This is a genomic window from Pelomonas sp. Root1237 (assembly GCF_001425055.1).
In the GTDB taxonomy this organism is placed as follows: Bacteria; Pseudomonadota; Gammaproteobacteria; order Burkholderiales; family Burkholderiaceae_C; genus Pelomonas.
In genome coordinates, this window is record NZ_LMDK01000001.1 from 127830 (window position 1) to 152117 (window position 24288).

Below are 24288 nucleotides of genomic sequence, written 5' to 3' on the forward strand. Positions count from 1 at the left end.
AAACCGGGCCATGACCCAGCTCCCCACCTCCACCGCCTGGCGCGGCGCCTGGCGGCAACTGCGTGCCGAACCCGGCCCGGCCGCCCTCGTCATCGCCGGCCTCGCGCTGGGCCTGGCGCTGACGCTGCTGACCGCCAGCTTCCTGCAGGACACGCTGTGGCCCGATGCCCGCGTGCCCGAGCCCGACCGGCTCATCACCTTCGAGTGGCGGGTGCGCGGGCCCGGCGGCATCACGACCGACTGGTTCGGCGACGTGCCGGCCGTGCCGCTGAACGCCGCCTTGCGCGACACCGGCGCGCCGGTGGGGCCGATGAGCCGCGTGCTCTACACCTTTTTGCACGCGCGCGCCAGCGAGGCGCAGGGCCAGCCCCGTGGCGTGCGGCTGGTCATCGCCATGGCCGATCCCGACCTGCAGACGCTGCTGGGCTTGCAGCCGGTCGCCGGCGACCTGAAGGCCGCGATGTCGTCGCCCGAAGGCATTGCGCTGACGGAAGTCGCCGCGGAGCGGCTCTTCGGCACCGCGCAGGTCCTCGGCCGCACCTTCACCCTGTCCTTGCCGCCCGACCCCGAGGGCCGCACGCCGGCCATGCAGTTCGCGCTGACCGTCAAGGCGGTGCTGCCCACGCCCAACATGAACGGCCCGCTGATCTACGACGCCATCGCCGGCTTCCAGGCACCGGCCGCCAAGGCCTACCTGGCGCGCTCGGACAACTGGTACCAGAACTCCGGCCGGCTGTTCGCCCGCCTGCAACCTGGCGCCACGGCCGAGCAGCTCACCGGCCTGGCGCAGCGCCTGGTCGACCGGCAACCCCTGCCGCCGGGCTTCCCGATGGACTTCCTCAAGGGGGGCGGCAAGGCGGCCTATCTGCGCGCCCTGCCCGTGGCCGACATCGGCCTGCACGGCGCCGGCAGCCCGCAGCGGCGTCAGCAGCTGGCCGGCCTGGCCGCTGCATCGGCCGGCGTGCTGGGCCTGGCCGTCATCAACTTCGTCAACCTGTGGAGCGTGCGCACGCTCAGGCGCCAGCGCGAGATCGGCCTGCGCAAGTCCCTGGGCGCGGGCGCCGGCCAGCTGGCCGTGCAGTTCTTTGCCGAGGCGGCCGTTGTCGCGGGCCTGGCCGGCGCGCTCGGAGTGCTGCTGGCCTGGTGGGCTTCGCCCACGGCGTCGGTGCTGCTGCAGCATCCCTTCGACGCGCCGGTGCTGTCGCCCGTCATGGCGGCGTTGACGGGCCTGCTGTGCCTGGGCATTGCAGGGCTGAGCTCGCTGCCGCTGGCGGCCATCGCGCTGCGTGTGCGGCCGGCAGAGTCGCTGGCCGGCCGCAGCCACAGCGAGGGCGCGGCCAGCCGCTGGCTGCGCCGGCTCATGACGGCGCTGCAGTTCGGCGCCGCCGCGCTGTTCGCGTCACTGGCGCTGACCGTGCTGTGGCAGGCCGAGCATGCCGGCGGCATGCCGCGGGGTTTCGAGCTGCAGGACCGCGTCGCCGTCGACCTGCCCTGGGAAGCGCAGCCGGCGCAAACCATGGCCCTGCTGGAGGAGGTGCGCCGCTGGCCCGAGGTGGTCGCGGCGGCCGCTGCCGACGACGTGCCGGGGCGGGATTTTTCGAGCTGGTTCTCCGAGTTCAACCGCCCAGGCGCCCCGCCCATGAACCTGCGCACCGGCGTCGACTTCACTCCCGGCTATCTGCAGGTCTATGGCATACGGGTCATCGCCGGCCGGCTGTCGGCCGACCATGTCGCGGAGGTGGCGCAGAACGGCCTCGTGCTGGACCGCAGCGCCGTGCGCGCGCTCGGCTTTGCCAGCCCCGAGGCGGCGGTTGGCCAGACGCTGGGGGTGTCCCCCAACTTCCACGATGGCAAGCCCGCCACCGTCGTCGCCGTCATCGACGACATCCGCCTGGAAGGCCCGCGCAGCCCGCCGCAGCCGCACGCCATCTCGGCCGTAGCGACGCGCGGCGCGGGCGCCATCGGCGTGCACAGCCGTGACCCGCAGGCCACACGTCGCAAGCTCACGGCACTGCTCAACGAACGCTTTCCCGACTCGTTCATCGAGGCCCTGCCAATGCGCGACATGCTGCTGCAGAAGGTCGCAGAGGACACCCGCCTGGGCCGGCTCATCGGCTTCGCGGGTTTGCTGGCCCTGGCGCTGGCCGCCGTGGGCATCTACGCCCTGGCCGCCTACACGCTGCGCCGCCGCGAGCGCGAGATCGTGCTGCGCAAGCTGCACGGTGCCGGCCCCGGTGCAGTAGCGGGATTGCTGGCCGCCGAGTTCGTCGGCGTGCTGGCCGCCGCCTGCGCCGTGGCGCTGCCGCTGGCGGCCTGGCTGTCGCAGCTCTACCTGAGCGGCTTCGTCGAGCGCGCGCCGGTGGGACCGTTCTCGCTGTGGGCGCTGCTGGCCGCCGTCGCGCTGCTGACCGTGGTGACGACGCTGGCCGTGGCGCGGCACCTGCATGCGGCGCTGGCGCTGCGGCCACTCCAGGCGCTGCGTGGCTGACGCGCCAATGAGTGCCGCGCTCTCCGGCGCCGCCATGGACCGCCGCGTCGCGGTGCCCAGGCGCTACGGCCTGATCGTGCTGGCGGTCCTGGCTGCGCTTGCCGCGGCCTTGCTGCTGGTGCGCTACTGGCCGCGCGGTGTGGCGGTGGCGCGCGCCGACGTGGAAATTGCCGCCGTGAAAACCGGCCCCTTTCGCGACCTCGTCGTCGGCCGCGCCGTCGTGCAGCCGCTGCAGTCGGTGCTGCTGGACGCCACCGAGGATGGCCGCGTCGAGCAGGTGCTGGTGAAGGATGGCGCCAGCGTCGCGGCCGGACAGCTGCTCGTCGTGCTCAGCAGCACCCAGCGCGCCCAGGAGCTGATGGCGCGCTCCAGCGAGGCGGCGCAGCAGCTGGCCAACCTTGCCACCTTCCGCGCCGGGCTGGCCCAGGCGAAAGCCGCGCAGCGCCGCGAGCTGACGCAAGGCGAGTTCGAGCTGGAGCGCGTGCGCCGCCTGCACCAGCGCAACGTCGGCCTGGCCGCGCAGGGCTTCCTGTCGCCGTCGGCGCTCGAGGACTCGGCCGACAAACTGGCCATGGCCCAGCGCCTGCTCACGCAACTGCAGGCCGACGGCCGCGAGGAGCTGCGCACCCGCGAGCAGTCCGTGCAGGCCATGCAGCGCGCCGTCACCGACCTGGACCAGCGCCTCACCGCCATGCGCGCCGCCAGCGAGGGCCTGGCCGTGCGCGCACCGGTGGCCGGCCGCGTGACGGGCCTGGCGTTACAGGTGGGCGAAAGCGTGCGCGCCGGCACTCGCATCGCGCGACTGGACAGCCTGGGCCGCTTCAAGCTCGACCTGCGGCTGGACGAATTCCACCTCGGCCGCGCGCACGAAGGCCTGGCCGGCGCGCTGGCCCACGAAGGCCGCAGCCATGCGCTGCACGTCGCGCGCATCGACCCGCAGGTCAAGGACGGCCGCTTCACCGTCGAGCTGGCCTTCGACGCCGAGCCGCCCGCGCTGCAGGTCGGCCAGGGTCTGGACGTGCGCCTGACGCTGGGCCAGGCGCAGGACGCGCTGCTGTTGCCCGACGGCGGCTTCTATGCCGACACCGGCGGCGCCTGGGCCTTTGTGCTCGACTCGGACGGCCGCCACGCCCAGCGCCGCCCGCTGCAACTGGGCCGGCGCGCCGATGGCGTCATCGAAGTGCTGGGCGGCCTGCAAGCCGGCGAGCAGGTCGTCGTCTCCCCCTACCGCGTCCTGGCGGGCGCTTCCGCTCTCGACATCCACTGACCATGTTCAAGCTCAAGCACCTTACCAAGACCTTCCACACCGGCGACATCGAGACCACCGCGTTGGACCGCATCGACCTCGACATCGAGGCCGGTGAATACCTCGCCATCACCGGCCCTTCGGGCTGCGGCAAGTCCACGCTGCTGGGCATCCTCGGCCTGCTGGACGCGCCGAGCGGCGGCGAATACTGGTTCGACGGCCAGAACGTCGCCGGTTGGACCGAGAAGCAGCTCAACACGCTGCGCCGCGGCCGCATCGGCTTCGTGTTCCAGAGCTTCAACCTCATCGACGACCTCAGCGTGGCCGAGAACATCGCGTTGGCGCTGGAATACGGCGAACTGCCCGCGCGCGCTCGTCGCGAGCGCATCGCAGAGGTTATGGAGCGCCTGGGTATCGCCCATCGCGCCGGCCACCGGCCCAGCCAGCTCAGTGGTGGCCAGCAACAGCGCGTGGCCATCGCCCGCGCCATCGCCGCGAGGCCCGCGTTGCTGCTCGCCGACGAGCCCACCGGCAACCTGGACAGCGCCCACGGCGCGGAGGTCATGCGGCTGCTGCGCGAGCTCAACGCCGAGGGCACGACGCTGGTCATGGTCACGCACTCGCTGGAGCACGCGGCGCAGGCGTCGCGAACGCTGCGGCTGCTGGATGGCAGGGTGGTGGTGGATGCGATGGCGGCGGTGATTTGACGTTCTGGCTGACGCGTGGCATTCGCAAAACGCTGCTGCTGCATAGTCCCAAGACCGCCTATCTCCAAAGCGCCCGAGCTCATGCTCTCCACCCAATTCGTCTTCCACCTCGCCCTGCAGCGCGACAAGGTGGACTCCTTCGACCGCTATCCCTTCAACCTGCCCGCCGTGCGTACGCTGGAGCGGCTGGAGATGCATCCCAAGGTCACCTTCCTCGTCGGCGAGAACGGCTCGGGCAAGTCGACGCTGCTGGAGGCGCTGGCCGTGTCGCTGGGCTTCAACGCCGAGGGCGGCAGCAAGAACTTCCGCTTCGGCACGCGGCTGTCGCATTCCGAGCTGCACGGGTACTTGCGGGTGGCCAAGGGCTACAAGCCGCCGCGCGATGGCTTCTTCCTGCGCGCCGAGAGCTTCTTCAACGTCGCGACCGAGATCGAGAACCTGGACGCGGGGCCGGGCGGTTCACCGATCATCAGCGGCTATGGCGGCAAGTCGCTGCACGAGCAGTCACACGGCGAATCCTTTCTCGCGCTGCTCAACGAGCGCTTTGGCGCCCGGGGCCTGTACCTGCTTGACGAACCCGAAGCGGCGCTGTCGCCGCAACGCCAGCTCGCCGCGCTGGCGCGCGTTCACGAACTGGTGAAGGCGAATTCCCAGTTCATCATCGCCACGCATTCGCCGCTGCTGATGGCCTATCCCGACGCCTGGATCTACCAGTGCACGCCGGACGGCGTGCGCCGCGTGGCCTACGAAGACACCGAGCACTACCGCGTCACGCGCGACTTCATGACCGACCCGCAGCGTGTGCTGGCCACATTGCTGGCGCATTAAGCCTGCTGATCGCCGACAAGCACTGCACATCTCCCCCGTCCGCGGTAACCCCAGCAGGCCGGCGCCGTCAATCGCCGCCTTTAGGATGCCGGCCCATGCACCCCCTAATTCAAGGCCTGCTTGGCCTGATGCTGCTCGGGGCGGGTCTGGCCCGCGCCGACGCCGGCGTGGGCCCGCTGGAGGTGCAGTTCCGCAGCGTGACAGTGCCGCAGAACTCGGTGCCGGCGATCTCGCAGGACCGGGCCGGGTTCATGTGGATCGCCACGAGCAAGGGGCTGACGCGCTACGACGGCTACCGGCTGCGACCCATCGAGCAGGCCGGTGACACGACGGCCAAGCGCAGCCTGGGCTGGGTGCGGGCGCTCAGCGCCGCGGCCGACGGGCGCATGTGGATAGGCACGGAGTTCCAGGGCCTGGTGGCCTACGACCCCGGCCAGGACCGCGTCGAAAGCCATGGCAGCGCTCAGGGCGGCGCGGGCCCGCAGCCGCCCATCCGCGCGCTGGCGGCGGCGGCGGACGGCGCCATCTGGGTCGGCACCCTGGGCCAGGGCCTGTACCGCTACGACCCGGCGGCCAAGCGATTCGAGGCCCACGAGCTGCGCTGGCGCGGCCAGGCCGAGAAGCGGGTGCTGGCCCTGCAGGTGGGCGCCGACGGGGTCGTCTGGGCCGGCCACTGGCGCGGCCTGGCCCGCTTTGTCAACGGTGCCTGGGAGGACCTCGCCCTGCCCGGCCTGGAACAGGGCATGCCCGTGCCGGCCCTGGCCGAGGATCGCGGCGGGCGCATCTGGCTGGGCACGCAGGACGGCCACCTCGGTGTCGTCGAGCAGGGCCAGGTGCGCTGGGTGCAGACGCTGGACATGCCCATCAATGCGCTGGCGGAAGGCCCGGACGGGCGGCTCTGGGTGGGCGGCAAGGTCGGGCTGTTCTGGGTCAACCCGGCCAGCGGCGCCGTCGAGGCCAGGCTGCGCCAGGACCCGCGCCGCGCGATGGGCCTGGCCGGCAACGACATCAGCGGCCTGCTGCGCGACCGCAGCGGCGCGATGTGGGTCAGCGGCTATGGCCTGGGTGTGCAGCGCCACCTCTCCCACCCAGCCCTGGCCGTGCGCGGCCCTGATGCCGACCTGAACAGCCCGCTGGCCGAGGCCGATGTGCGCGCGGTGCTGGCCCTGAAGAACGGCGAGGTGCTGGCACCGACGCAGACCGGCCACATCGCCCGCCTGGACGGCCGCCCGGGCCGCGACCTGGCGACGCTGGGCGAATGGCCGCGCGAGCGGCGCAGCGTCGTCGAGCTCATGGCCGAGGCGGGCGACGGCAGCCTGTGGATGGCCGCGGCCGGCCGCCTGGAGCACCGCGCCGCCGATGGCCGCCTGTTGCGCGACTGGGCGCTGGACGGCGGCCGTGCCCAACAGCTGCTGCTGCGCGCCGACGGCAGCATCTGGCTGGGCATGCAGGAGGGCCTGTACCGCCTCGCCGGCGATGGCGCCGCAGCGCTGGAGCGGGTGCATCCGCTGAGCGGGCCGCTGCACGGTGGCGTCTATGTGTTGAGCGCCGCGCCGGACGGGCGCCTCTGGGTGGGCGGCCAGCAGGGCCTGTTCCGCGAGAGAACCGCTGGCCAGGGCGGCCTGGAGGTGGTGCCACAGGCACCCGCCGAGTCCCTGGCCAGCCCCATCGTCATGAGCCTGCTGTGGGGGCGCGACGGGCGGCTGTGGGTGGACACGCCGGTCAGCGGCCTGCATCGCCTCAAGGGCTGGGACGGCGAGGGCCGCGCGCGCTTCGAGCGCATCAGCGAGCGCCATGGCGTGGAGGGCGTATTCGGCGGCAATCTGCACGAGGACGCGCAGGGCCGTATCTGGAGCCAGCTCTATGTCTACGACCCGGCGGCCGACCGCCTGGACAGCTTCGGCAGCGCCGAGGGCGCCAACTTTGGCAGCTTCTGGTTCTTTGCCAGCACCGAGCTGCCCGGCGGCGGCCTGCTGTTCGGCGGCAGTCGAGGCCTGCTGCGCGTGCTGCCTGACGCCTACCGCGCGCAGCGCACCAGCCCGCCGCTGGTCGTCAGCGGCCTGCGTGTCAACGGCCAGCCCTGGGAGCAGCCCCGCAATCTTCTGGACGGCCTGAAACTGCCGCCCGGCAAGCGCAGCCTGTCCATCGAGTTCGCGGCGCTGGACTATGCCGACCCGTCTCGGCTGCGCTACGAATACCGTCTGGAAGGCCTGGACAGCGACTGGACGCGCGTCGACGCCAGCGGCCGCAACCCCAGCTTCGGGCCGCTGCGGCCCGGCCACTACACGCTGCAGGTGCGTGCCACGGCCCACCACAGCCTGTGGGGCACCGAGCAGCTGCAGCTGCCCATCACGCTGGAGCCGGCCTGGTGGGAGACCACGTCGGCCCGCATCGGCGGCGGGCTGCTGGCCCTGCTCGCCATCTGGGCCTGGATGCGCTGGCGCACGCGGCTGCTGCGCCGCCGTGAGGTCGAACTCAAGGCCCTGGTGGACGAGCGCACGGCCGAGCTGCGCGAGCTGAGCCTGACCGATGCACTGACAGGTCTGCGCAACCGCCGCTACCTCGAGCTGCGCCTGGACGACGACCTGCGCCTGTGCCTGCGCCGCTTCGAGACCCCCGGAATTGAAGGAGCGGGCGAAGGTCCCGGCCCGGATGCCGACCTGCTGCTGATGCTGCTGGACCTGGATCATTTCAAGCGCGTCAACGACGTGCATGGCCACGCGGCCGGCGACGCGGTGCTGGTGCAGGTGGCCGAGCGGCTGCGCCAGGTTTTTCGCGAGACCGACTCCCTGGTGCGCTGGGGCGGCGAGGAAATCCTGGTGCTGGCCCGCGAGACCGAGCGGCGCGATGCCGCCGAGCTGGCCGCGCGCGTCTGCGCCGCGGTGCGCGACCAGCCCTTCGAGATCGGCCCCGGCGAGACCGTGCACGTCACGGTGTCCGTCGGCTTTTGCGCCTTCCCGCTGGACCCGCGCCACCCGCGGCTGTGGGACTGGCGCGCCTGCCTGGCCCTGGCCGATTCGGCGCTGTACGCCACCAAGGCCCACGGCCGCGACGGCTATATGGGCGCCATCCGCGCCAACGGCCTGTCGCCGCGCGAGGCGCCCGACGGCCTGGCCGCCTGGCGCGGTGAGAAGCGGCTGCAGGTCGCGCGCAGCGCCGCCGTCGACGACGCCGTCAGCCCGGCCTGAACAGGGTTTTGAGCGCCGCCGGCAGCTCGGCGCGCCAGGCCGCCTCGTTGTGGCCCGCCTCGGCGGCGATGTGCAGGCTCAACTGCTCGGGCGGCATTTGGCGCGCCAGCTGCTTGTGCATCTGGCGCGTCTGCCCCGCCATGCTGCCGCCTTCCCGGCCGCCACAGTAGAGGTGGATGCGCGTGTCGGCTGGCAGCCGGGCCGCAGCGGTCGCTTCGAAGAGCTGGGGCGCCGCCCAGTAGGACGGGCTGAACAGGCCATAGCGGCCGAACACCTCGCCATGGCTCAGCAGGGCCGCATGGCTGATGAGGCCGCCGAGCGAGCTGCCGATCAGCGCCGTGTGCTCGCTTCGGGGCCGCGTGCGCCAGCCGTTGTCGATGAAGGGCTTGACCGTGTTGACGATGAAGTCGAGATAGGCCGGGCCCTCGGCCTTGCCGAGTTCCTTGTGGTCGTAGGGCGCCATCTCGCTGTTGCGCTTTTCGGCGCCGTTGTCGATACCGACGACGAGGGCCTCGAAGCCGGTCTCCTTCCCCAAGGCTGCCATCGTCTCGTCCACGCCCCATTCACCGGCGAAGCTGGTGGCGGCGTCGAACAGGTTCTGGCCGTCGTGCATGTAGATGACCGGGTAGCGACGCTCGGGCTCGCTGTCGTAGCTGGGCGGCAGGCACAGCCGCAGCGTGCGGCTGCGGGCGAGCCCCGGCATGGCCAGCGGCTCGGGCAGGACCCGCACGCTGGGCAGGGCCGTCGACGGGGCGGCCCATGCCGGCAGACAGCTCATTAGAGGCAGGGTCAGCAGCAGGCGGCGTTGCATGGTGGGTGTTGGACACTCAAGGCATGAAGACCCGGCACGCTATCCGAACCGCCCTCGCCCTGCTGCTCGTCACGTCCTCGGCGATGGCCGCCGGGCTCGACGCCCAGGAGCAGCAGATCGTCGCCAACGTGAAGCGCCACACACCCGACGCGCTGAAGCTGCTGGAGCGCAGCGTCCTCATCAACAGCGGCACGCTGAACCCGACCGGCGTGCGCGAAGTGGGCGCCGTCTACGCCAAGGCCTTCGAGGCCATCGGCTTCAAGGCGCACTGGGTCGACATGCCAGCCGAGATGAAGCGCGCCGGCCATCTGGTGGCCGAGCGCAGTGGCGACAAGGGCAAGCGCGTGCTGCTGATCGGCCACCTGGACACCGTCTTCGAGAAGGACAGCCCGGTGCCGCCCTGGCAGAGCGACGGCAGCAAGGTCCGCGGCCAGGGCGTGTCCGACATGAAGGGCGGCGACGTCATCATCCTGCTCGCGCTGCGGGCGCTGAACGACGCCGGCGCGCTGGATGGCCGCACCGTGCGGGCCGTCTTCACCGGCGACGAGGAGCGCGTCGGCAGCCCCGCCGAGGTGGCGCGGGCCGCGCTGATCGACGCCGCAAAGCAGAGCGACGTGGCCCTGGCCTTCGAGGGCGCCACCAAGGACGAGCAGGGCCGCGACGCCGCCACCATCGGCCGGCGTGCCTCGGGCGGCTGGCATCTCAACGTCACGGCACGCACCGGCCATTCGGCAGGCGTGTTCGGCAAGGATGGCTACGGCGCCGTCTACGAGGCGGCGCGTGTGCTGAACGCCTTCCGCGAGCAGCTCATCGAGCCCGACCTGACCTTCAATGCCGCGACGATCGTGGCCGGCACCAGCGCCAAATGGGATGACGGCGAGAGCCAGGGCCAGGCCTTCGGCAAGACCAATGTCATCCCGCGCGATGCCCAGGTGCGCGGCGACCTGCGCTACCTGACCGCCGAGCAGGGTGCGAAGGCGCGCGAGCGCATGCAGGCCATCGTCGACCAGGCCCTGCCCGGCACGCGCTCGAAGATCAGCTTCCACGAAAGCTACCCGCCGATGGCACCCACGCCGGGCAATCTGAAGGTGCTGGAGGCCTATTCCCAAGCCAGCGCTGACGCCGGCCTGAATGCCATCGTGCCCTTCCCGCCCGGCCTGCGCGGCGCGGGCGACGTCCAATTCGTCGCGCCGCTGATCGACAGCCTCGACGGCCTCGGAGCCGCGGGCGGTGGCGCGCACACGCCTGACGAGTGGCTGGAGATCGCCTCCATCGAGCGTGGTGCCATCCGTGCGGCCTTGCTGATCCATCGACTGACTCGATAGGGCATCGACTCAGGCAAAACCCCCGCCAGACAGGGCGGCTGGCGGCGCCAAACTCCCCCCATCGCATGGAAGGGAGACAAGCGTGTCGCAGAACACAAACGGGCCATTCCAACTGACGCGGCGCCGCGTCATTGGCAGCGGCGCAGCCGCAGTGACGCTGCTGGTGCATGAGCTGGCCCTGGCCTTCAAGCCACCAGCCCTGAAGAACCCCGGCGCCCTGCCGCAGCCGGAAGGCACGCCCGTCCAACCGCATGCGCCACCGGGTGCGCCCGACTGGTCCGGCGGCCCCGGCAAGGCGCGCTTTCGCATCGACGGCCTGGCCAAGGTGACGGGTCAGAAGATCTACGCCCGCGACTTCCGCGCCGTCGACATGCCCGGCTGGCCGCAGACCGAGCGAATGGCGATGATCCTGCGCGCGACCGATCCCGGCCTCGCCTTCGCGGGCCTGGACCTGTCCCGCCTCGACGCCGCCGATGCGCAGCCGCTCCTGACCATCACGCAGACGCCTCTGCCCGGCTACACCGGGCCGCAGCGCGACCTGGCCTCGCTGAACCTTCAGCTGCCCTTCTCCAGCGCGGGTGCCGATGGCGTCTACCAGCTGCTGGTGCCGGTCGGTACGGCGCCGCAGTTCTACGGCCAACCCGTGGCCATCCTGATCTTTGCCGATGGCAACACCTACCGCCGCGCCAAGCGCGCGCTGCAGTTCCAGCCCGGCGTCGTGCAGACCGGCGGCTTGGCCGCGCCTCCCGCCCAGCCCTGGGTCATGGCCTACAGCCCGGTCAACTACCTGACGCGTTATGAGGCGGCGGGCATCGAGCCGTTCTCGCAGGTGCAGGTGGGCTGTGCGTCCGACCCCTACCAGCCCGACTCCAAGACCCAGCCCTACAACAGCACCGCCCGCCGGCTGCGCGGCCGCATCAACGCCGCGCTGCAGTCGCCCAGCTCCGCCGTGCTGCAGCTCGGCGGCAGCTACAGCACCCAGGTGCTGGACCCGATGTTCATGGAGCCCGAGGCGGGCCTGGCCTGGCTGGACCGCTCCGGCACCGGCACGCTCAACCTCGTGCTCGGCACCCAGGCCACCAACGGCGACTCGGGCGACAGCCTGGCGCTGTTCAGCAAGGACTGCCCCGTCAAGGTCGCGACCGTGGTGCTGAACTCCTGCTATCCCGGCGGCGGCTTTGGTGGTCGCGACGTGTCCACCTTCCCGCCGCTGCTGGCCGTCACCGCGGCCCTGGCCGACGGGCCGGTGCGCATCGCCCAGGACCGCTACGAGCAGTTCCAGGGCGGCCTCAAGCAGCTGGCCAGCCACATCACCCAGCGCATCGCGGTGGACGCGAAGACCGGCAAGTTCCTCGCCTTCGGCAGCCAGCAGGTGCTGCCCTCTGGTGGGCAGAACAACTACAGCCAGTTCGTCGCCATGCTGGCGGCCTATTGCGGCCTCAGCGGCTACGACATTCGCCAAGCCTATGTCGATGCCATCGCCCAGCCCAGCACGGGCGTCGTCGCCGGCTCCATGCGCGGCTTCGGCGGGCCGCAGGCCAGCTTCGCGGTGGAGACGCTGGTGGACGAGGTGGCCGTGGCGCTCAAGCGCGACCCGATCGCGCTGCGCGAGCTCAACGCGCTGCGTGAAGGCGACCGCACCATCACCGGCGCGCCGTTGACCCAGGCGACGACGCTGCGCGAGATCTGCCGCCGCTCGCGCGAGCACGCGCTGTGGCGCGACCGCGAGCTGGTGAAGGCCCGCAAGGCGCGCGAGGGCATCCGCTACGGCGTCGGCTTTGCGCTGGCCAACCAGGCCTATGGCACGGGCAAGGATGGCGTCATGGCCGAGGTGGCCATGGACGGCATCGGGCGCCTGACCGTGCGCACCAACTGCGTCGACATGGGCAATGGCTCGGCGACGACGCTGGCGATCAGCACGGCCGCCTGGCTGGGCCACAACGCGCATGACATCGTCATGGGCGACGTCGGCAGCTTCAATGCGCTGGACGTCAGCACCTATGCCGGCGGTGACTGGAGCAAGCCGAACTGGACAGCCGGCTTTGCCATGTCCAGCAGCGCCTGCCTGACAGCCTTCCACCAGGTGCATGTGACCGAGCAGGCCAGCCAGGTGCTCTTCCAGGCCGGTCTGCTGCCGGCGGCGGCAGCGCTCTGGGGCGTGCCGCTGGCGCAGGTCCAAGGCAAGACGAAGTGGGACAAGGGTCATCTCACCGCGCCGGGCCTGGCGCCGTTGGCGCTGCGTGCGCTGGCCACCAAAGTCCATCAAATGGGCCTGACCTCGGCTGCCATGGTGCATGGGCTCTACGAAGGGTCCTGGGTGGTCGGCACCTACGCCGTGCCGGCCGGGCCGCCGCTGCAGCTGCCCATCGACGGCTTGTCGCTGCGCGCCGCTGGCCAGGCGAGCTGGACGCCGGTGCTGCGCCAGAACGTCATCCCGCCCAAGCCCGAGGCCGCGCTTTACGGTCGCAGCCTGTATGCGCCGTCGGGCGTGCTGGTCGCCGTCGAGATCGGGCCCAAGAGTTTTGCGCCGCGTGTCGTCGACGTGCAGTTGCTGGTGGATGCCGGCAAGGTGTTGCAACCCGATCTGCTGCTAGGCCAGGCCCAGGGCGGCATCGCGATGGGCATTGGCTATGCGTTGCTGGAAGACCTGCCGCTGGAGGCGGGCGGCGCGGGCGATGGCCGTTGGAACCTCGACCGTTATCACGTGGCGCTGAGCGCCGATGTGCCATTGGCGCGCATGAGCATCACGCCGCTGCCGACCACCGAGACGACGGCCAAGGGCATTGCGGAGGCGGTGCTCTGCCCCATTGCGCCGGCGATCGGGAATGCGATCGCCCATGCGACAGGGAAGCGGTTTCGGTCGTTGCCGATTACTGGCGCTGACATTGAGAGGGCTTTGTCATGAGCGGCTTTGTGGCAAGGCCCAGCGGGGATTTCGCCCCCGCGGGCGACCTACTTTTTGCGCCGCCAAAAAGTAGGCAAAAAGCTCTCCCCTGCGAAACCGCCCCTGTCGGGGTCCCCTGCGATGCTCGAAGCCCGGGGCCGCACAAAGGGGCGCGAAGTCAGAAGTTGATGCGAGCTGCGCTCGCGCCCCGGGCTCCTGTGCTTCTCGGCGGTTTAGAAGGGGAGGCTCCTGAACAGCCAACAGCCAAACCCGGAGGCCGTTCGCAACGAGGCATTTCTATTGCCCCCTCTGAGCCTGCCGAGGAACGGAGGGCCTTGAGGCCGCGTGCGCAGCACGCTTCAAGAACTGACTCCGCGCAACTGTTTGACCGCAGCGTAGCGAAGGGAGTTTTGCGCGGGGCCTCAAGGCCTGAGTACCGCAGGGGACCCGAAGCGCAGCGAAGGGCGGGCGGATCGGGGGTCGTTTCTTTGCCTACTTTCTTGTCGACACAAGAAAGTAGGTCGCCCGCCGGGGCGAACTCCCGGCTGGGCCTCGCCATCAACCAACACCAACGAGAGGCCTCCCAATGACCGACCTCGTCCCCGTCCAATTCCACGTCAACGGCCGCCCCATCAAGACCGAGGTGCCCACCGACCTGCCCCTTGTCGACTTCCTGCGCGAAGAGCTCGGCTTGTCCGGCACGCGCCTGTGCTGTGGCATCGGCGTCTGCAAGGCCTGCACCGTAGCCGCGCGGCGTGCGCCATCGAGCCAGGCCCAGCCCATGCTGGCCTGCTCGACGCCGGTGGCCCTGCTGCAAGGCCAGAGCATCACGACGGTGGAGGGCACCGGCAGCATGGAAAAACCCAGCGCTGTGCAGCAAGCCTTCCTCGACCACTTCGCCTTCCAGTGCGGCTACTGCACGCCGGGCTTTGTCATGGCGACCGAGATGCTGCTCGGGCGGCTGCGCGCGCAGCCCATCCGCCGCGAGCAACTGGACGCGGCGATTGAAGACGCCGTCGGCCAGCACATCTGCCGCTGCACCGGCTACGCCCGCTACCACCAGGCCATACGCACCGTCGTGATGGCGGAGAAAGGGCTGGTGGTCGCATGAGAGCCCTGTTGCTACTGCTGCTGGCCGGTGCCGCCCAGGCCGAGACCTTGTACGAATACGGCCGCCAATGCGCCGAGCAGATCAGCGAGATCCCGGCCTTCGACTGCATGGCCGGCGAGGAGATCCCCATCACCGTTGACGGCAAGCCCGTGCCTTCGCAACCCGCGCCACCGCGCTGCGACAGGCCCTCGCTGCTGCCCCAGCACGACGCCGGCAGCCAGGGCCAGTGCGTGCCCGGCAGCCGCGCCCTGGTGCTGCGCGACGACAAGACCGCGCAGATCAGTGCCGTCTGCCGCAAGCAGGTCGCGCGGCCGGCGGGCAGCCCGTTGTTCGACGAGATCAATGTCATCTCGCACAGCCTCAGGGATGGCAAGACCTGCTGGTTCACTGCCAAGGCCAAGGCGCCACTGACTGAGGGCGCGGGCATTGATGGCCGCGCCGTGCCTTCACCCAGCACGCGCGCGCGCTTGGTGCCGGGGGCCGACAAGGTCTGGCTGTCACCCTACGAGGTGGCCTTCAAGCAGCCCGCCTGCATCGGCTGCCACGACAGCGGTCCCTTCATGTACAGCCCCTACATCGCCCAGACGACCATGTTGCCCGGCGATCCCTTTGGCTTTTACCAACCCAAGGCCATCGGCGAGGACTTCAAGCGCGCCTGGGCGAAGTTGAATGCCTTCGGCATCACGACGCGGGGCAACACCTGCACGGCCTGCCATCGCATGGGCAATATGAACTCCTGCCAGGTCGCGATGCGCCAGTCCACCGGCAACGCGCCACAAGAGGGCGGCGACGAGTGGTCAAAGAACTTCCCGCAGTCGCACTGGATGAGCCCGGGCAATCTGCACAGCAAGGCGCAATGGGACGAGCAGTTCAGCGACAGCCTGAAGAAGCTGGCGGCCTGCTGCGACAACCCGCAGGGGGCGGGCTGTAGGGTGGTGGAGTACGGGCCGAAGGGAGCGCCTCACGCGAGCGGAGATAGAAGATGAGCCTTCAGGCGGCGCTCAGCCTATTCCTTGACGAGTATCCGAAAGCAATGGCGCGCCCCTTTGCAGGAGATTCGGTCGCTGAGTTTGTTCGCAGGGACATGCCGCAGGTACTTAGCGAAGCGATCAGCGCGAACCCGCGCTACGTCACGCGAGGGAGTCCGGGGCAAGGAGGGTGGGCGCAAGCTCCATGGGCGGCGGTATTCGACCGCTTCGTTACCGAGACGGCTCAAGACGGCTATTACGTGGTCTACCTTGTTCGCGAGGACTTTGCTGGCGTCTACTTGTCGCTCAATCAGGGCATCACGAGTGCACAAAAGCAGTACCGCTCCAAAGCCAAAAATGCATTGCGAGTGCGAGCGGCTGATTTCGTTGCGCGATTGGGCTCGCTGGCGAGTGATTTGCACATCGGCGAGATCGACTTAGCTGCGGGCGACGCAACAAATCTGAGCGCTTTCTATGAAGCCGGGAACATTTGCTCTGTTTACTACCCGAGGAGCGAATTGCCAGCCGATGAACGTTTGCGAGCGGACCTGCAAAGATTCGTGGACCTCTACTACGCGCTTGTCTCTAAAGAAGCCCAGCTCTTTGAAAGGGCGGATGCGGAGGCGGACGAGACTTTATTGGGCAAGGAGGACCTGCGAACACTCAGAGAGCACAAGCGGCTCGAACGCAATCGCAAGCTGTCTCAGCAAGCAAAGTTAGTTCACGGCTACAAGTGCACCGCTTGCGGATTCGACTTTGAGGCGACCTATGGTGCTATCGGCAAAGAATTCATTGAGGCACACCACCTCACGCCAATCGCGCAACTCAAAGGGCAGTTCGTTGAGCTCGACCCGCGAGTGGATTTCACCGTTCTGTGCGCCAACTGCCATCGAATGATTCACCGTACAGCATTCGTGCATAGCGTCCAGGAGTTCAGGGCTAACTATCTGGTCGGTCGCTCGAAAGATGCGTTTGCAGCAAACAGCGATTCGTAAGCTTGCGATCTGTGGATACCGGGCGTCGGGCGTTGGTTGTAGGAGGGTGTTGTGATTCTCAACCCCTCGCGAACCTCATCAACCTTCCCCGGTAGTCCGGTCTCCCCGCCTCCGCACTCAACACCGTCTCGCTGAACTCAAACCCCAACCCCGCCATCCGCTTGCCAAACGCCGCGCGGTTGCCCCGGTTCGGGTCCACGATCAACAGCTCGCACTGCGGCAGCGCGTGCTTCTCGATGAAGGCCGCCAGCGCGCCGCCGTCGTCGCGTTCGTAGAGCACGTCGCTGCCGATGATGAGATCGAAGCGTCCTTGCACACGCGGTGCGCCTCCCTCGGCGGCGACCGCGTCCTCGCTCCAGTCGCCATGGCAGTAGCGCATGGGCGTGAGCTCGTTCAGGCGCAGGTTCTCGAGCAGGAAGGCGCCGGCCAGCGGGTGGATGTCGCTGGCCGTGACCTCGGCGCCGCGGCGGTGGCACACCAGGCTGGCCAGAGCCAGACCGCAGCCGATCTCCAGGATGCGTTCGCCCTCTAGCAGGGGCCGGATCGCCATCGCGGCGGCCAGATGCAGCCCGGAGGGCCAGACCTGGCCGAACAACGGCCATTGCGCGGGCGAGATGCCCAGGGCCTCGGCCGCACCCGCCGGGTCGGCGAACTGGTCGTTGTCCAGCAGCGAGCGGATCTGCAGATCCGCCGCGCCATCGATGGCGAGCGCCTGGACTTTGATTTCATAGCCGGGCATGAGAGCCCCCAGGTGACCTGCGTGTCAGAGCGCAATGCGACACGGGGAGGTCAGCGCCGCTGTTCGTTCACAGCGGCCGGGCGACAGGCCGGCGGGGCAAGACGGATGGATCGCACGTCGGCGCGGCCCTGCGGCAGTGTAGGTCTGCGCGCGTCGCAGGCCCGATCAGAGGTTGCGTTTGGCCGCTTCGACAAGTTGATTGATTCGCGCTTCAAGCTCTTTCGGCGCGACGTCAGGGCAGAAGAGCTTGATGACCTTCATGTCGTAGTGCAACTGCCCGCCAGCCTTGCGGGCCTCCATGTTCAGGTTGATGTTCACGACGCCTGGCCAGTCATGAGAACTGGCGCCAGGGGCGGATGCGTACTTGACATCCCGAAGCAGGATCGTGTCGCGCAAACCTTGGCCGTATCGGATCTCCGTCGTCGTCAATTCAAGGATGGGCTTGTTCAGCGGAAACTGCCGCGCTACGGCCGCCAGGGCCAATGCGTCCACCGAAACCGCGAAGAGCAAGAAGTCCGCGCTCTGGCTGACAAGCACCGTCAGCGCGACGGCCAGCACGATCAGTGGCGACAGAAACGCGAAGACCTTTGAGGCAGACTTGAAGACGAAGCGGTCCACCGAGGCCGCTCAGCTCATCAGGCTGTAAGGCCCGCCGCGTTCCAGGGCCTTCTTGTAGGCCGGCCGCGCGTGGATGCGGGCCAGGAAGTCCTTCAGCTTGGGGTAGCTGTCCATCGTGCCCCGTGCTGCCGCGGCTTCGACAGGAAAGCTCATCTGCACGTCGGCCGCGCTGAACTCGGCGCCGGCAAACCAGGGCCGCGACGCCAGCTCGCCCTCCAGGAACTTCAGCTGCGCGTCGATATTGGGCTGCACAAAGCTGTTCAGCACCTTGTCGGCAATGCCCTTGGCGATGGGCTTGACGAAAAAGGGCATGGGCGCGCGCTTGACCTTGTTGAACACCAGCTTCATGACCAGAGGCGGCATGGCCGAGCCCTCGGCGAAGTGCATGAAATAGCGGTAGTGCAGCAGGTCCTGCTCGCCCGTGGGCTTGAGCCGGCCCTGGCCGTAGCGGTCCACCAGGTACTCCAGGATGGCGCCGCTCTCGGCCACCGTCAGCCCACCGTCGGTGATGACGGGGCTTTTGCCCAGCGGGTGCACCTGGCGCAGCTCGGGCGGCGCCAGCCCGGTCTTGGCGTCGCGCTGGTAGTGCTTGATCTCGTAGGGCAGGCCCAGCTCTTCGAGCAGCCACAGCACGCGCTGGGAACGGGAGTTGTTGAGGTGGTGGACGGTGATCATGTGCAGCAGTGTAGGCAGGCACCCAGCCGACGCTACATCGGCATTTCAGCGGCAAGGCGGCGCAGCTCCTCCAGCTGCCAGTCGAACTCGGGCTGGAAGGACTCGCGCTGCTGTACGGCGCCATAGCCGCCCTCGGCGTAGACGCTGGCGTAGGCGGCGTACTCGGCGGCTTGCAACGCCCGGCCGGCGAGGGCATTGGCGACGGCATAGGAGGCCGACACGGCCGCATGGCCCACGCCGTCCAATGACCGCGAACCAGGGTGGTGGTTGGCCAGCCGCGCAGCTTCGGCAGCCGCCGCGTCCAGGTCTTCCCGCGTCGCACCCGCAGCCACAAAACGGGCCAGTACATCGAGGCAGGCGACCACCGCTGCGTCCTCCAGCAGGTGCCGCACACGCTGTACGCAGGCCAGGCCAAAGCGCAGCCGCAGCGCCTGCTGCGCCGGTGCGTCCAGCGCAAGCTCACGGGCCAGGCGGTCAAGGGCGTCGTTCATGGCCACCCAGTTTAGGCAGACGGGATTGCACCGCAAGGCCGCGGCCGGCTACGCTGCGGCGCGGCACGCCGTGCCGAAGGAGGGTCGCATGGCTCAATGGCCGACATTGGAGATCGCCAAGCTCATCGTCGGCGTGTTGACGCCGCTGTCGGTGGCCCTGCTGGGCTGGCTGTTCAGCCGCCAGCTCAAGCGCCTGGACCTCAGCAACTGGACCAATCAGAAGCTCATCGAGAAGCGCCTGGCCATCTACGACGACATCGCGCCCAAGCTCAACCAGCTGCTGTGCTTCTTCACCTGGGTGGGTTACTGGAAGACCATCTCGCCTGCCGACGCCATCCACGCCAAGCGCGACCTGGACAGGACGCTCAACATCTACCGCCATGTGTTCGAGGCCGAGGTCTACAAGACCTACCAGGCCTACATCCACGTGCTGTTCGAGACCTACACCGGCGCCGGCCACGACGCCAGGTTGCGGGCCCTGGTCCAGGGGCCCGACGGCGACCGGCGAACCGACAGCGCCTATGCCTGGAGCGAGGCCTGGAACCCCTGCTTCTCGGAGCCCCGCAACGCCGCAGGCAAGGACCAGGTGCTGGCCACCTACAAGGACTTGATGGCGGCCCTGACGCGCTCGCTGGGCGTGTCGACGCCCGAGCGCGCCAAAGCTCCCGTTACGCCTGAGCCGGCGCCTCGTCCGGCGCCAGCAAGCGGCCAAACACCAGCTTGACGATGAGCAACCCCACGCCCGCCGCGGCCACCAGCACCGCATGCAGGCCCCAGAACTGCGAGCCCGGCATGGTCTCAAGCAGCCCGGCCAGCCAGCCGACGAAGGTGTTGCCGAAGAACAGGTGCAGGTAGTAGATGCCGATCATGACCCCCTGCAGGCCGCGCGGCGCGGCGCGTGAATACAAGGCCAGGCCCACTGGCATGATGTTGGCGAAGCCGATGTCGTTGACCAGGGTGTAGGCGAAGGTCCACAGGATGCTGATCTTGCCGCCGCCGGCTTCGATGGCGAAAGCCGGGATCAGCAGCAGCAGCGGCGCGCCAGCCGCGACAAAGGAGCCCAGCGCCATCTTGGTGACCTCGTCGGGTTCGCGTCGCCGCGTGGCCCACCAGCGCCAGAAGGCGATCGAACCCAGCATGGTGATGAAGCTCACCGTGGCGTCCACGGCCTGCAGCCAGGTCACTGGCACCTGGAAACTGCCGACCATCATGTCCATGTGCTGCTGCGACCACAGTGGGTAGGCGTTGTTGAACTGCTGATTGCCGACGATGGACAGCATCAGCAGCGGCAGGATGCCGACGAGCAGGGCGACCTGCACGACGCCACGGCGGCCCAATGGCGGACGCACCTCAGCCTTGGCTGCGCTGCGCTGCGGTTCGGGCGGCAGCCAGCGGCGGCCCGCCAGATAGACGAACAGACCGATCAACATGCCCACGCCGGCCGAGCCGAACCCCCAGTGCCAGCCCACCTTCTCGCCGAGGGTGCCACAGACGATGGGGGCGGCGATGACGGCGATCTGAATCGCCAGCATGAAGATCTGGAAGGCGCTGGCGCGGCGCTTGTCGCCCGGCGCATAGAGGTCGCCCACCTGGGCCGCGATATTGCCCTTGAAGCAGCCCACGCCCAGCAGCAGGCAGCCCAGGGCCGGCAGCAGCGCGGCCTCGATGGCCATCAGGAAGTGGCCGGTGGCCATCAGCAGCGCGCCGATGACGACGGTCTTGGTGCGGCCCAGCAGCCGGTCGGCGATCAGCCCGCCGAAGATGGGCAGCAGGTAGACCAGGCCCACATAGAGGCCGAACACGGCAGACGCCAGCTGCTGCGGCGAGCGCGGACCGGTGACGTTCTCTATTGCCGAGCGCAGCGCATCCATGCCGGCCACATGGCCGATGTGGGCCGGCAGGAAGAGGTAGTTGCTCAGATAGAGCACCAGCAGCGCCTGCATGCCGTAGTAGCTGAAACGCTCCCACAGCTCGCAGAAGGACAGCCAGCCCAGGCCGGCGGGGTGGCCCAGGAAGGATCGGTCATGGCGGGCGCGTGCGTCGCTTGTGGCGTCGGCGGCCGCGGTCAGGGTGGCGGAGGTCAAGGGGGTGTCCCGGAAACTTGCGGAAAGCCGAGACTGTCCATGCCGGGTGACCGTCTGGCAATGGGAATGGCCCGGGCATGACGGGCGTCATGGGGGCGGCCCGTCGTTTTCGTTGCTTACGATGGGGCGCATTCATCCAGGGAGAGGCGTCGGCATGGAAAGCTTTGTCACCGAGGAGCGCTTCGAGCGCAGCGTGGCTCGGGCGGCTTGGAAGACGCCCCAGCAACTGGCCTCGCTGCGGGCCTGGCGGGTCCGGCCGACCGATGCGAAGCCGCTGAAGTTCTTCTTCCACACCAACACGCAGACCAAGGCCGACTCGCTGGCGGCGGTGCTGAAGGCGCGCGGCTATGAGCCGCAGGCGCGCAAGACGGGCGCTTTCGTGGACTGGACCGCCGCTTCGCTGGAGGTGGCGTCGTGGGTGGTCACCGGCCACACCCCGCCGCTGCTGATGACGGAAGACGCCCTGCTCGCATGGACGAAGGAGATGTGCCAGCTCGGCCCACAGCATGACTGCGAGTTCGAGGGATGGTTCGGCGAGACGCCGGACTTTCTCGAAAAGAGCGATGACCACTGGCTGCAAGGGCGCCCTGATGGCACGCTGGATCTGGACATCTACCGCTGGAGCGCCGCCTCGGAGGCCGCACTGGCGGAGAACGACGTCTACTGGGTCAGCCCTGGTGCCGGCGTGGGTTCGCTGGGGGCGCTGCAACCCTACGCCCACAAGATCCGCGGCCTCAGGAGCCCGTCTGAAGAGCTGAGCCTGGAGGACATCGATCTGCTGCCGGCACTGGAGCAGATCTACCTGCACAAGGCGCCGCAGGCCCATGGCGACTACCGCAAGCTCCCTCGGTTGCGCGCCTTTCGCTGCCTGGACGCCGAGAAGCTCAACCCCCAATGGCTGAACAACCCCAGCCTGCGCCGCGTGGAGCTGAGGCGGCCCCGCAAGCTCAAGTCCTTGAATGCACTCAACGGCTGGAGCGGCCTGGAATCGCTCATCCTTGCCGGCGCGCCGCTGACCTCGCTGGAAGGCCTGGCGCGGTTCTCGGCGCTGCGTGAACTGCGCCTGGCGCATTGCCTGAGCCTCACGGACATCAGCGAGCTGGCTCAGACCCCGGGCATCGAAATGCTGGAGATCTACAAGACCCCCAAGGTGCAGAGCTTCGAGCCCATCGCGGGGGTGAACCGGCTGCGCTGGGTCTTCGTCTGCAGCCGCGGCGGGACGCTGGCCAGCTACGAGACCTTGAGTCACTGGCCGGAGCTGCAGAACGCCGGCGTGTTGCTGCACATGGGCCAGGTCGACTTCGCATCGCTCGCCCGGCATCCTTCGGCAGCGGAGCTGCTGCTGTACACCCAGCCAGGATTCCAGCTGCCCAGCGAGGATGAGCTGCGCCGCGCACTGCAGGCCCAGGGCAGGCAGGTTCGCAGCGTGTTCCTGCGGCCGAAGGACGAGTGCCCGTCCATCCACGTCACCTTTGAATCGCCCTACTGGCGCTCGCCCGCGGCGCACGAGGGGCACGCGCGCGTGTTCGTGGAGTGAAGCGTATGAACACCCCTCCTCGCGTCCTCGTCACCGGCGGCAGCGGCTACATCGCCGGCGTGCTGATCCGCCAGCTGTTGGCCAACGGTTGGCAGGTGCACACCACCGTGCGCGACCTCAGGCGCGAGCCGGCGCTGCGCCAGTTGCTGGGCGCAGATGACGGAGACGCGAGCGAACAGCTGCGCTGCTTTGCCGCCGACCTGATGGCCGACGCCGGTTGGGCCGAGGCGGCCGCTGGTTGCAGCCACATGGCCCACCTCGCGTCGCCGCTGCCGGTGGGCGTGCCGCGCGACGCCAACGAGCTGATCGTGCCCGCCCGCGACGGCGCCCTGCGCGCGCTGAAGGCCGCGCGCGATGCCGGCGTGCAGCGCGTCGTCATGACCTCATCCGTCGCGGCCATCTCCTATGGGCATGGCCCGGGCGAGCACCATTTCACCGAGGACGACTGGACGCGGCTGGAGACGCCCGGCATCCCGCCCTACATCCAGTCCAAGACCATCGCCGAGCGCGCCGCGCGCGACTGGGTGGCGCGCGAGGGCGGCGGGCTGGAGTTCTGCACGGTCAATCCGTCAGTCGTGCTCGGCCCGGTGGCGAGTGCCGACTACTCGGCCAGCGTCGTCATCGTCAAGAGCCTGCTGCAGGGCAAGGTGCCGGCCCTGCCCAACATCGGCTTCGGCATCGTCGACGTGCGTGACGTGGCCGAGCTGCACTGGCGCGCGCTGACCGCGCTGGGCATGGCCGACGAGCGCTTCATCGCCTGCGGCGGTTTTCTCTGGCTGCGCGAGATTGCGGCCATCCTGCGTGCGGAGCTGGGAGAACAGGCCCAGCGCGTGCCGACGCTGCAGATGCCCGACTGGGCGGTGCGCCTGCTGGCCAAGGTCAGCCCGGCGGTGCGGGCGGCGGCGAGCGAGCTGGGCACGGCGCGGCACCAGGATTCAAGCCATGCGCGGGAGCGGCTGGGCTGGGTGCCACGGCCGCCGCGGGAGGCGATCGTGGCGACCGCTCGCGATCTGATCGCACTGTGCATGTGACGCGGCGTTGAGCCGATTTGGCTGACCTGCCAGCGAACTCAGAGAGACGGCGACTGCCTGCTGGCGTGCCAGAACGCGAGGATCACCACCTTGTCCGGCAGCGCCTGGTAGTAGACGTGATAGCGGATGCGGGCGAGGAAGAGCCGTCGCAGGTCCGGGTAGTGTGGCGACGCAGAGCGCGCACCCAATTCGGGTTGAAAGGCCAGCAGACGCAGTGCGTCCTCGAAATCGTTCGCCACGGCGTCAGGCGCAGCCGGCCGGTTCTCGCGCCACCACGATGCTGCCCGCTCCAACTGGGTGGCGGCCCTGCGGGTCACCACCACGGCGACGCGGCCACTCACGATGCCATGCGAAGTCGTTGCAGCAGCACGTCGGCCGGCATCGTTTCGTCGCGCTCCAACTCGCCGAGCGATGCTTGCAGCTCGGCTTCGAGTTCAGGAGACACAAGGAAGGTCTCGTTCCTATCGCGTGTCAGGATTGTGACGACCGTGCCCTCGGGCAGCGGATCTCCTTCGACGACGATCTTGCCGCCAACGACGGTGCCAGTGGTGAGCTGCATGGC

Annotated in this window: 21 protein-coding genes; 13 read left to right on the top strand and 8 right to left on the bottom strand. The window is 69.2% G+C overall.

Annotated elements, in window-relative coordinates; translation table 11 throughout:
* Window positions 1-10: 10 nt before the first annotated feature.
* The 5 genes from ASC91_RS00600 to ASC91_RS00620 all read left to right on the top strand — a co-directional run bounded on the left by ASC91_RS00600 (window position 11) and on the right by ASC91_RS00620 (window position 8457).
* Window positions 11-2488: an FtsX-like permease family protein gene (locus ASC91_RS00600; protein ID WP_056191060.1), complete on the top strand. Its 2478-nt coding sequence runs from the start codon at window positions 11-13 to the stop codon at window positions 2486-2488.
* A 7-nt stretch (window positions 2489-2495) separates the two neighbouring features.
* Window positions 2496-3755: an efflux RND transporter periplasmic adaptor subunit gene (locus ASC91_RS00605; RefSeq protein WP_056191062.1), complete on the top strand. Its 1260-nt coding sequence runs from the start codon at window positions 2496-2498 to the stop codon at window positions 3753-3755.
* Between the two features lie 2 nt (window positions 3756-3757).
* The gene (locus ASC91_RS00610; RefSeq protein WP_056191064.1) at window positions 3758-4441 is read left to right on the top strand and encodes an ABC transporter ATP-binding protein; all 684 of its coding nucleotides are present in this window, start codon (window positions 3758-3760) and stop codon (window positions 4439-4441) included.
* Between the two features lie 81 nt (window positions 4442-4522).
* Entirely contained in the window at window positions 4523-5269 is a 747-nt protein-coding gene (locus ASC91_RS00615; protein WP_056191066.1) for an AAA family ATPase, read from the top strand.
* A gap of 95 nt (window positions 5270-5364) precedes the next feature.
* On the top strand, window positions 5365-8457 hold the full coding sequence (locus ASC91_RS00620) for a ligand-binding sensor domain-containing diguanylate cyclase (protein WP_157280975.1): 3093 nt from the start codon (window positions 5365-5367) through the stop codon (window positions 8455-8457).
* On the opposite strand, the gene ASC91_RS00625 is transcribed toward ASC91_RS00620, so the two are convergent.
* Window positions 8444-9268 carry an alpha/beta hydrolase gene (locus tag ASC91_RS00625; protein WP_056191071.1) on the bottom strand — a complete coding sequence of 275 codons (825 nt, stop codon included), beginning with the start codon at window positions 9266-9268 and terminating at the stop codon, window positions 8444-8446. The genes ASC91_RS00620 and ASC91_RS00625 overlap by 14 nt on opposite strands.
* Before the next feature lie 23 nt (window positions 9269-9291).
* On the opposite strand from ASC91_RS00625, the gene ASC91_RS00630 reads away from it, so the two are divergent.
* The 5 genes from ASC91_RS00630 (at window position 9292) to ASC91_RS00650 (ending at window position 16551) form a co-directional block, all read left to right on the top strand.
* A complete protein-coding gene (locus ASC91_RS00630; RefSeq protein WP_056191073.1) occupies window positions 9292-10593 on the top strand; it encodes a M20/M25/M40 family metallo-hydrolase in 1302 nt (433 codons plus the stop codon).
* A gap of 82 nt (window positions 10594-10675) precedes the next feature.
* The gene (locus ASC91_RS00635; RefSeq protein ID WP_157280977.1) at window positions 10676-13498 is read left to right on the top strand and encodes a xanthine dehydrogenase family protein molybdopterin-binding subunit; all 2823 of its coding nucleotides are present in this window, start codon (window positions 10676-10678) and stop codon (window positions 13496-13498) included.
* A gap of 565 nt (window positions 13499-14063) precedes the next feature.
* A complete protein-coding gene (locus ASC91_RS00640; protein WP_056191077.1) occupies window positions 14064-14588 on the top strand; it encodes a (2Fe-2S)-binding protein in 525 nt (174 codons plus the stop codon).
* Complete coding sequence (locus tag ASC91_RS00645) at window positions 14585-15574, top strand: hypothetical protein (RefSeq protein ID WP_056191079.1); 990 nt, start codon at window positions 14585-14587, stop codon at window positions 15572-15574. Before ASC91_RS00640 ends, ASC91_RS00645 begins: the two co-directional genes overlap by 4 nt.
* A complete protein-coding gene (locus tag ASC91_RS00650; protein ID WP_056191081.1) occupies window positions 15571-16551 on the top strand; it encodes an MrcB family domain-containing protein in 981 nt (326 codons plus the stop codon). The genes ASC91_RS00645 and ASC91_RS00650 overlap by 4 nt, the downstream gene beginning before the upstream one ends.
* A gap of 58 nt (window positions 16552-16609) precedes the next feature.
* On the opposite strand, the gene ASC91_RS00655 is transcribed toward ASC91_RS00650, so the two are convergent.
* The 4 genes from ASC91_RS00655 to ASC91_RS00670 all read right to left on the bottom strand — a co-directional run bounded on the left by ASC91_RS00655 (window position 16610) and on the right by ASC91_RS00670 (window position 19074).
* Entirely contained in the window at window positions 16610-17290 is a 681-nt protein-coding gene (locus tag ASC91_RS00655; protein ID WP_056191083.1) for a methyltransferase, read from the bottom strand.
* 165 nt (window positions 17291-17455) lie between these two features.
* Entirely contained in the window at window positions 17456-17908 is a 453-nt protein-coding gene (locus tag ASC91_RS00660; protein WP_056191085.1) for a hypothetical protein, read from the bottom strand.
* A 9-nt stretch (window positions 17909-17917) separates the two neighbouring features.
* Window positions 17918-18583: a glutathione S-transferase family protein gene (locus ASC91_RS00665; RefSeq protein WP_056191087.1), complete on the bottom strand. Its 666-nt coding sequence runs from the start codon at window positions 18581-18583 to the stop codon at window positions 17918-17920.
* Window positions 18584-18615: 32 nt separating this feature from the next.
* On the bottom strand, window positions 18616-19074 hold the full coding sequence (locus ASC91_RS00670; protein WP_056191089.1) for a hypothetical protein: 459 nt from the start codon (window positions 19072-19074) through the stop codon (window positions 18616-18618).
* An 88-nt stretch (window positions 19075-19162) separates the two neighbouring features.
* Between ASC91_RS00670 and ASC91_RS00675 the strand changes: the two genes are divergently transcribed.
* Window positions 19163-19798 carry a hypothetical protein gene (locus tag ASC91_RS00675; protein WP_200955197.1) on the top strand — a complete coding sequence of 212 codons (636 nt, stop codon included), beginning with the start codon at window positions 19163-19165 and terminating at the stop codon, window positions 19796-19798.
* Here the strand turns inward: ASC91_RS00675 and ASC91_RS00680 are convergent.
* Window positions 19743-21158, bottom strand: coding sequence for a peptide MFS transporter (locus ASC91_RS00680; protein WP_056191091.1), 1416 nt, complete (start codon window positions 21156-21158; stop codon window positions 19743-19745). The genes ASC91_RS00675 and ASC91_RS00680 overlap by 56 nt on opposite strands.
* Before the next feature lie 154 nt (window positions 21159-21312).
* On the opposite strand from ASC91_RS00680, the gene ASC91_RS00685 reads away from it, so the two are divergent.
* A complete protein-coding gene (locus ASC91_RS00685; protein ID WP_056191093.1) occupies window positions 21313-22695 on the top strand; it encodes a ribonuclease E inhibitor RraB in 1383 nt (460 codons plus the stop codon).
* A gap of 5 nt (window positions 22696-22700) precedes the next feature.
* Window positions 22701-23726 carry an NAD-dependent epimerase/dehydratase family protein gene (locus ASC91_RS00690; protein WP_056191096.1) on the top strand — a complete coding sequence of 342 codons (1026 nt, stop codon included), beginning with the start codon at window positions 22701-22703 and terminating at the stop codon, window positions 23724-23726.
* A 38-nt stretch (window positions 23727-23764) separates the two neighbouring features.
* Here ASC91_RS00690 and ASC91_RS00695 read toward each other — a convergent pair whose 3' ends face one another.
* Together ASC91_RS00695 and ASC91_RS00700 are read right to left on the bottom strand one after the other, a co-directional pair.
* On the bottom strand, window positions 23765-24067 hold the full coding sequence (locus tag ASC91_RS00695; RefSeq protein WP_056191098.1) for a type II toxin-antitoxin system RelE/ParE family toxin: 303 nt from the start codon (window positions 24065-24067) through the stop codon (window positions 23765-23767).
* The gene (locus ASC91_RS00700) at window positions 24064-24285 is read right to left on the bottom strand and encodes a hypothetical protein (RefSeq protein WP_056191100.1); all 222 of its coding nucleotides are present in this window, start codon (window positions 24283-24285) and stop codon (window positions 24064-24066) included. Before ASC91_RS00700 ends, ASC91_RS00695 begins: the two co-directional genes overlap by 4 nt.
* Window positions 24286-24288 lie beyond the last annotated feature (3 nt).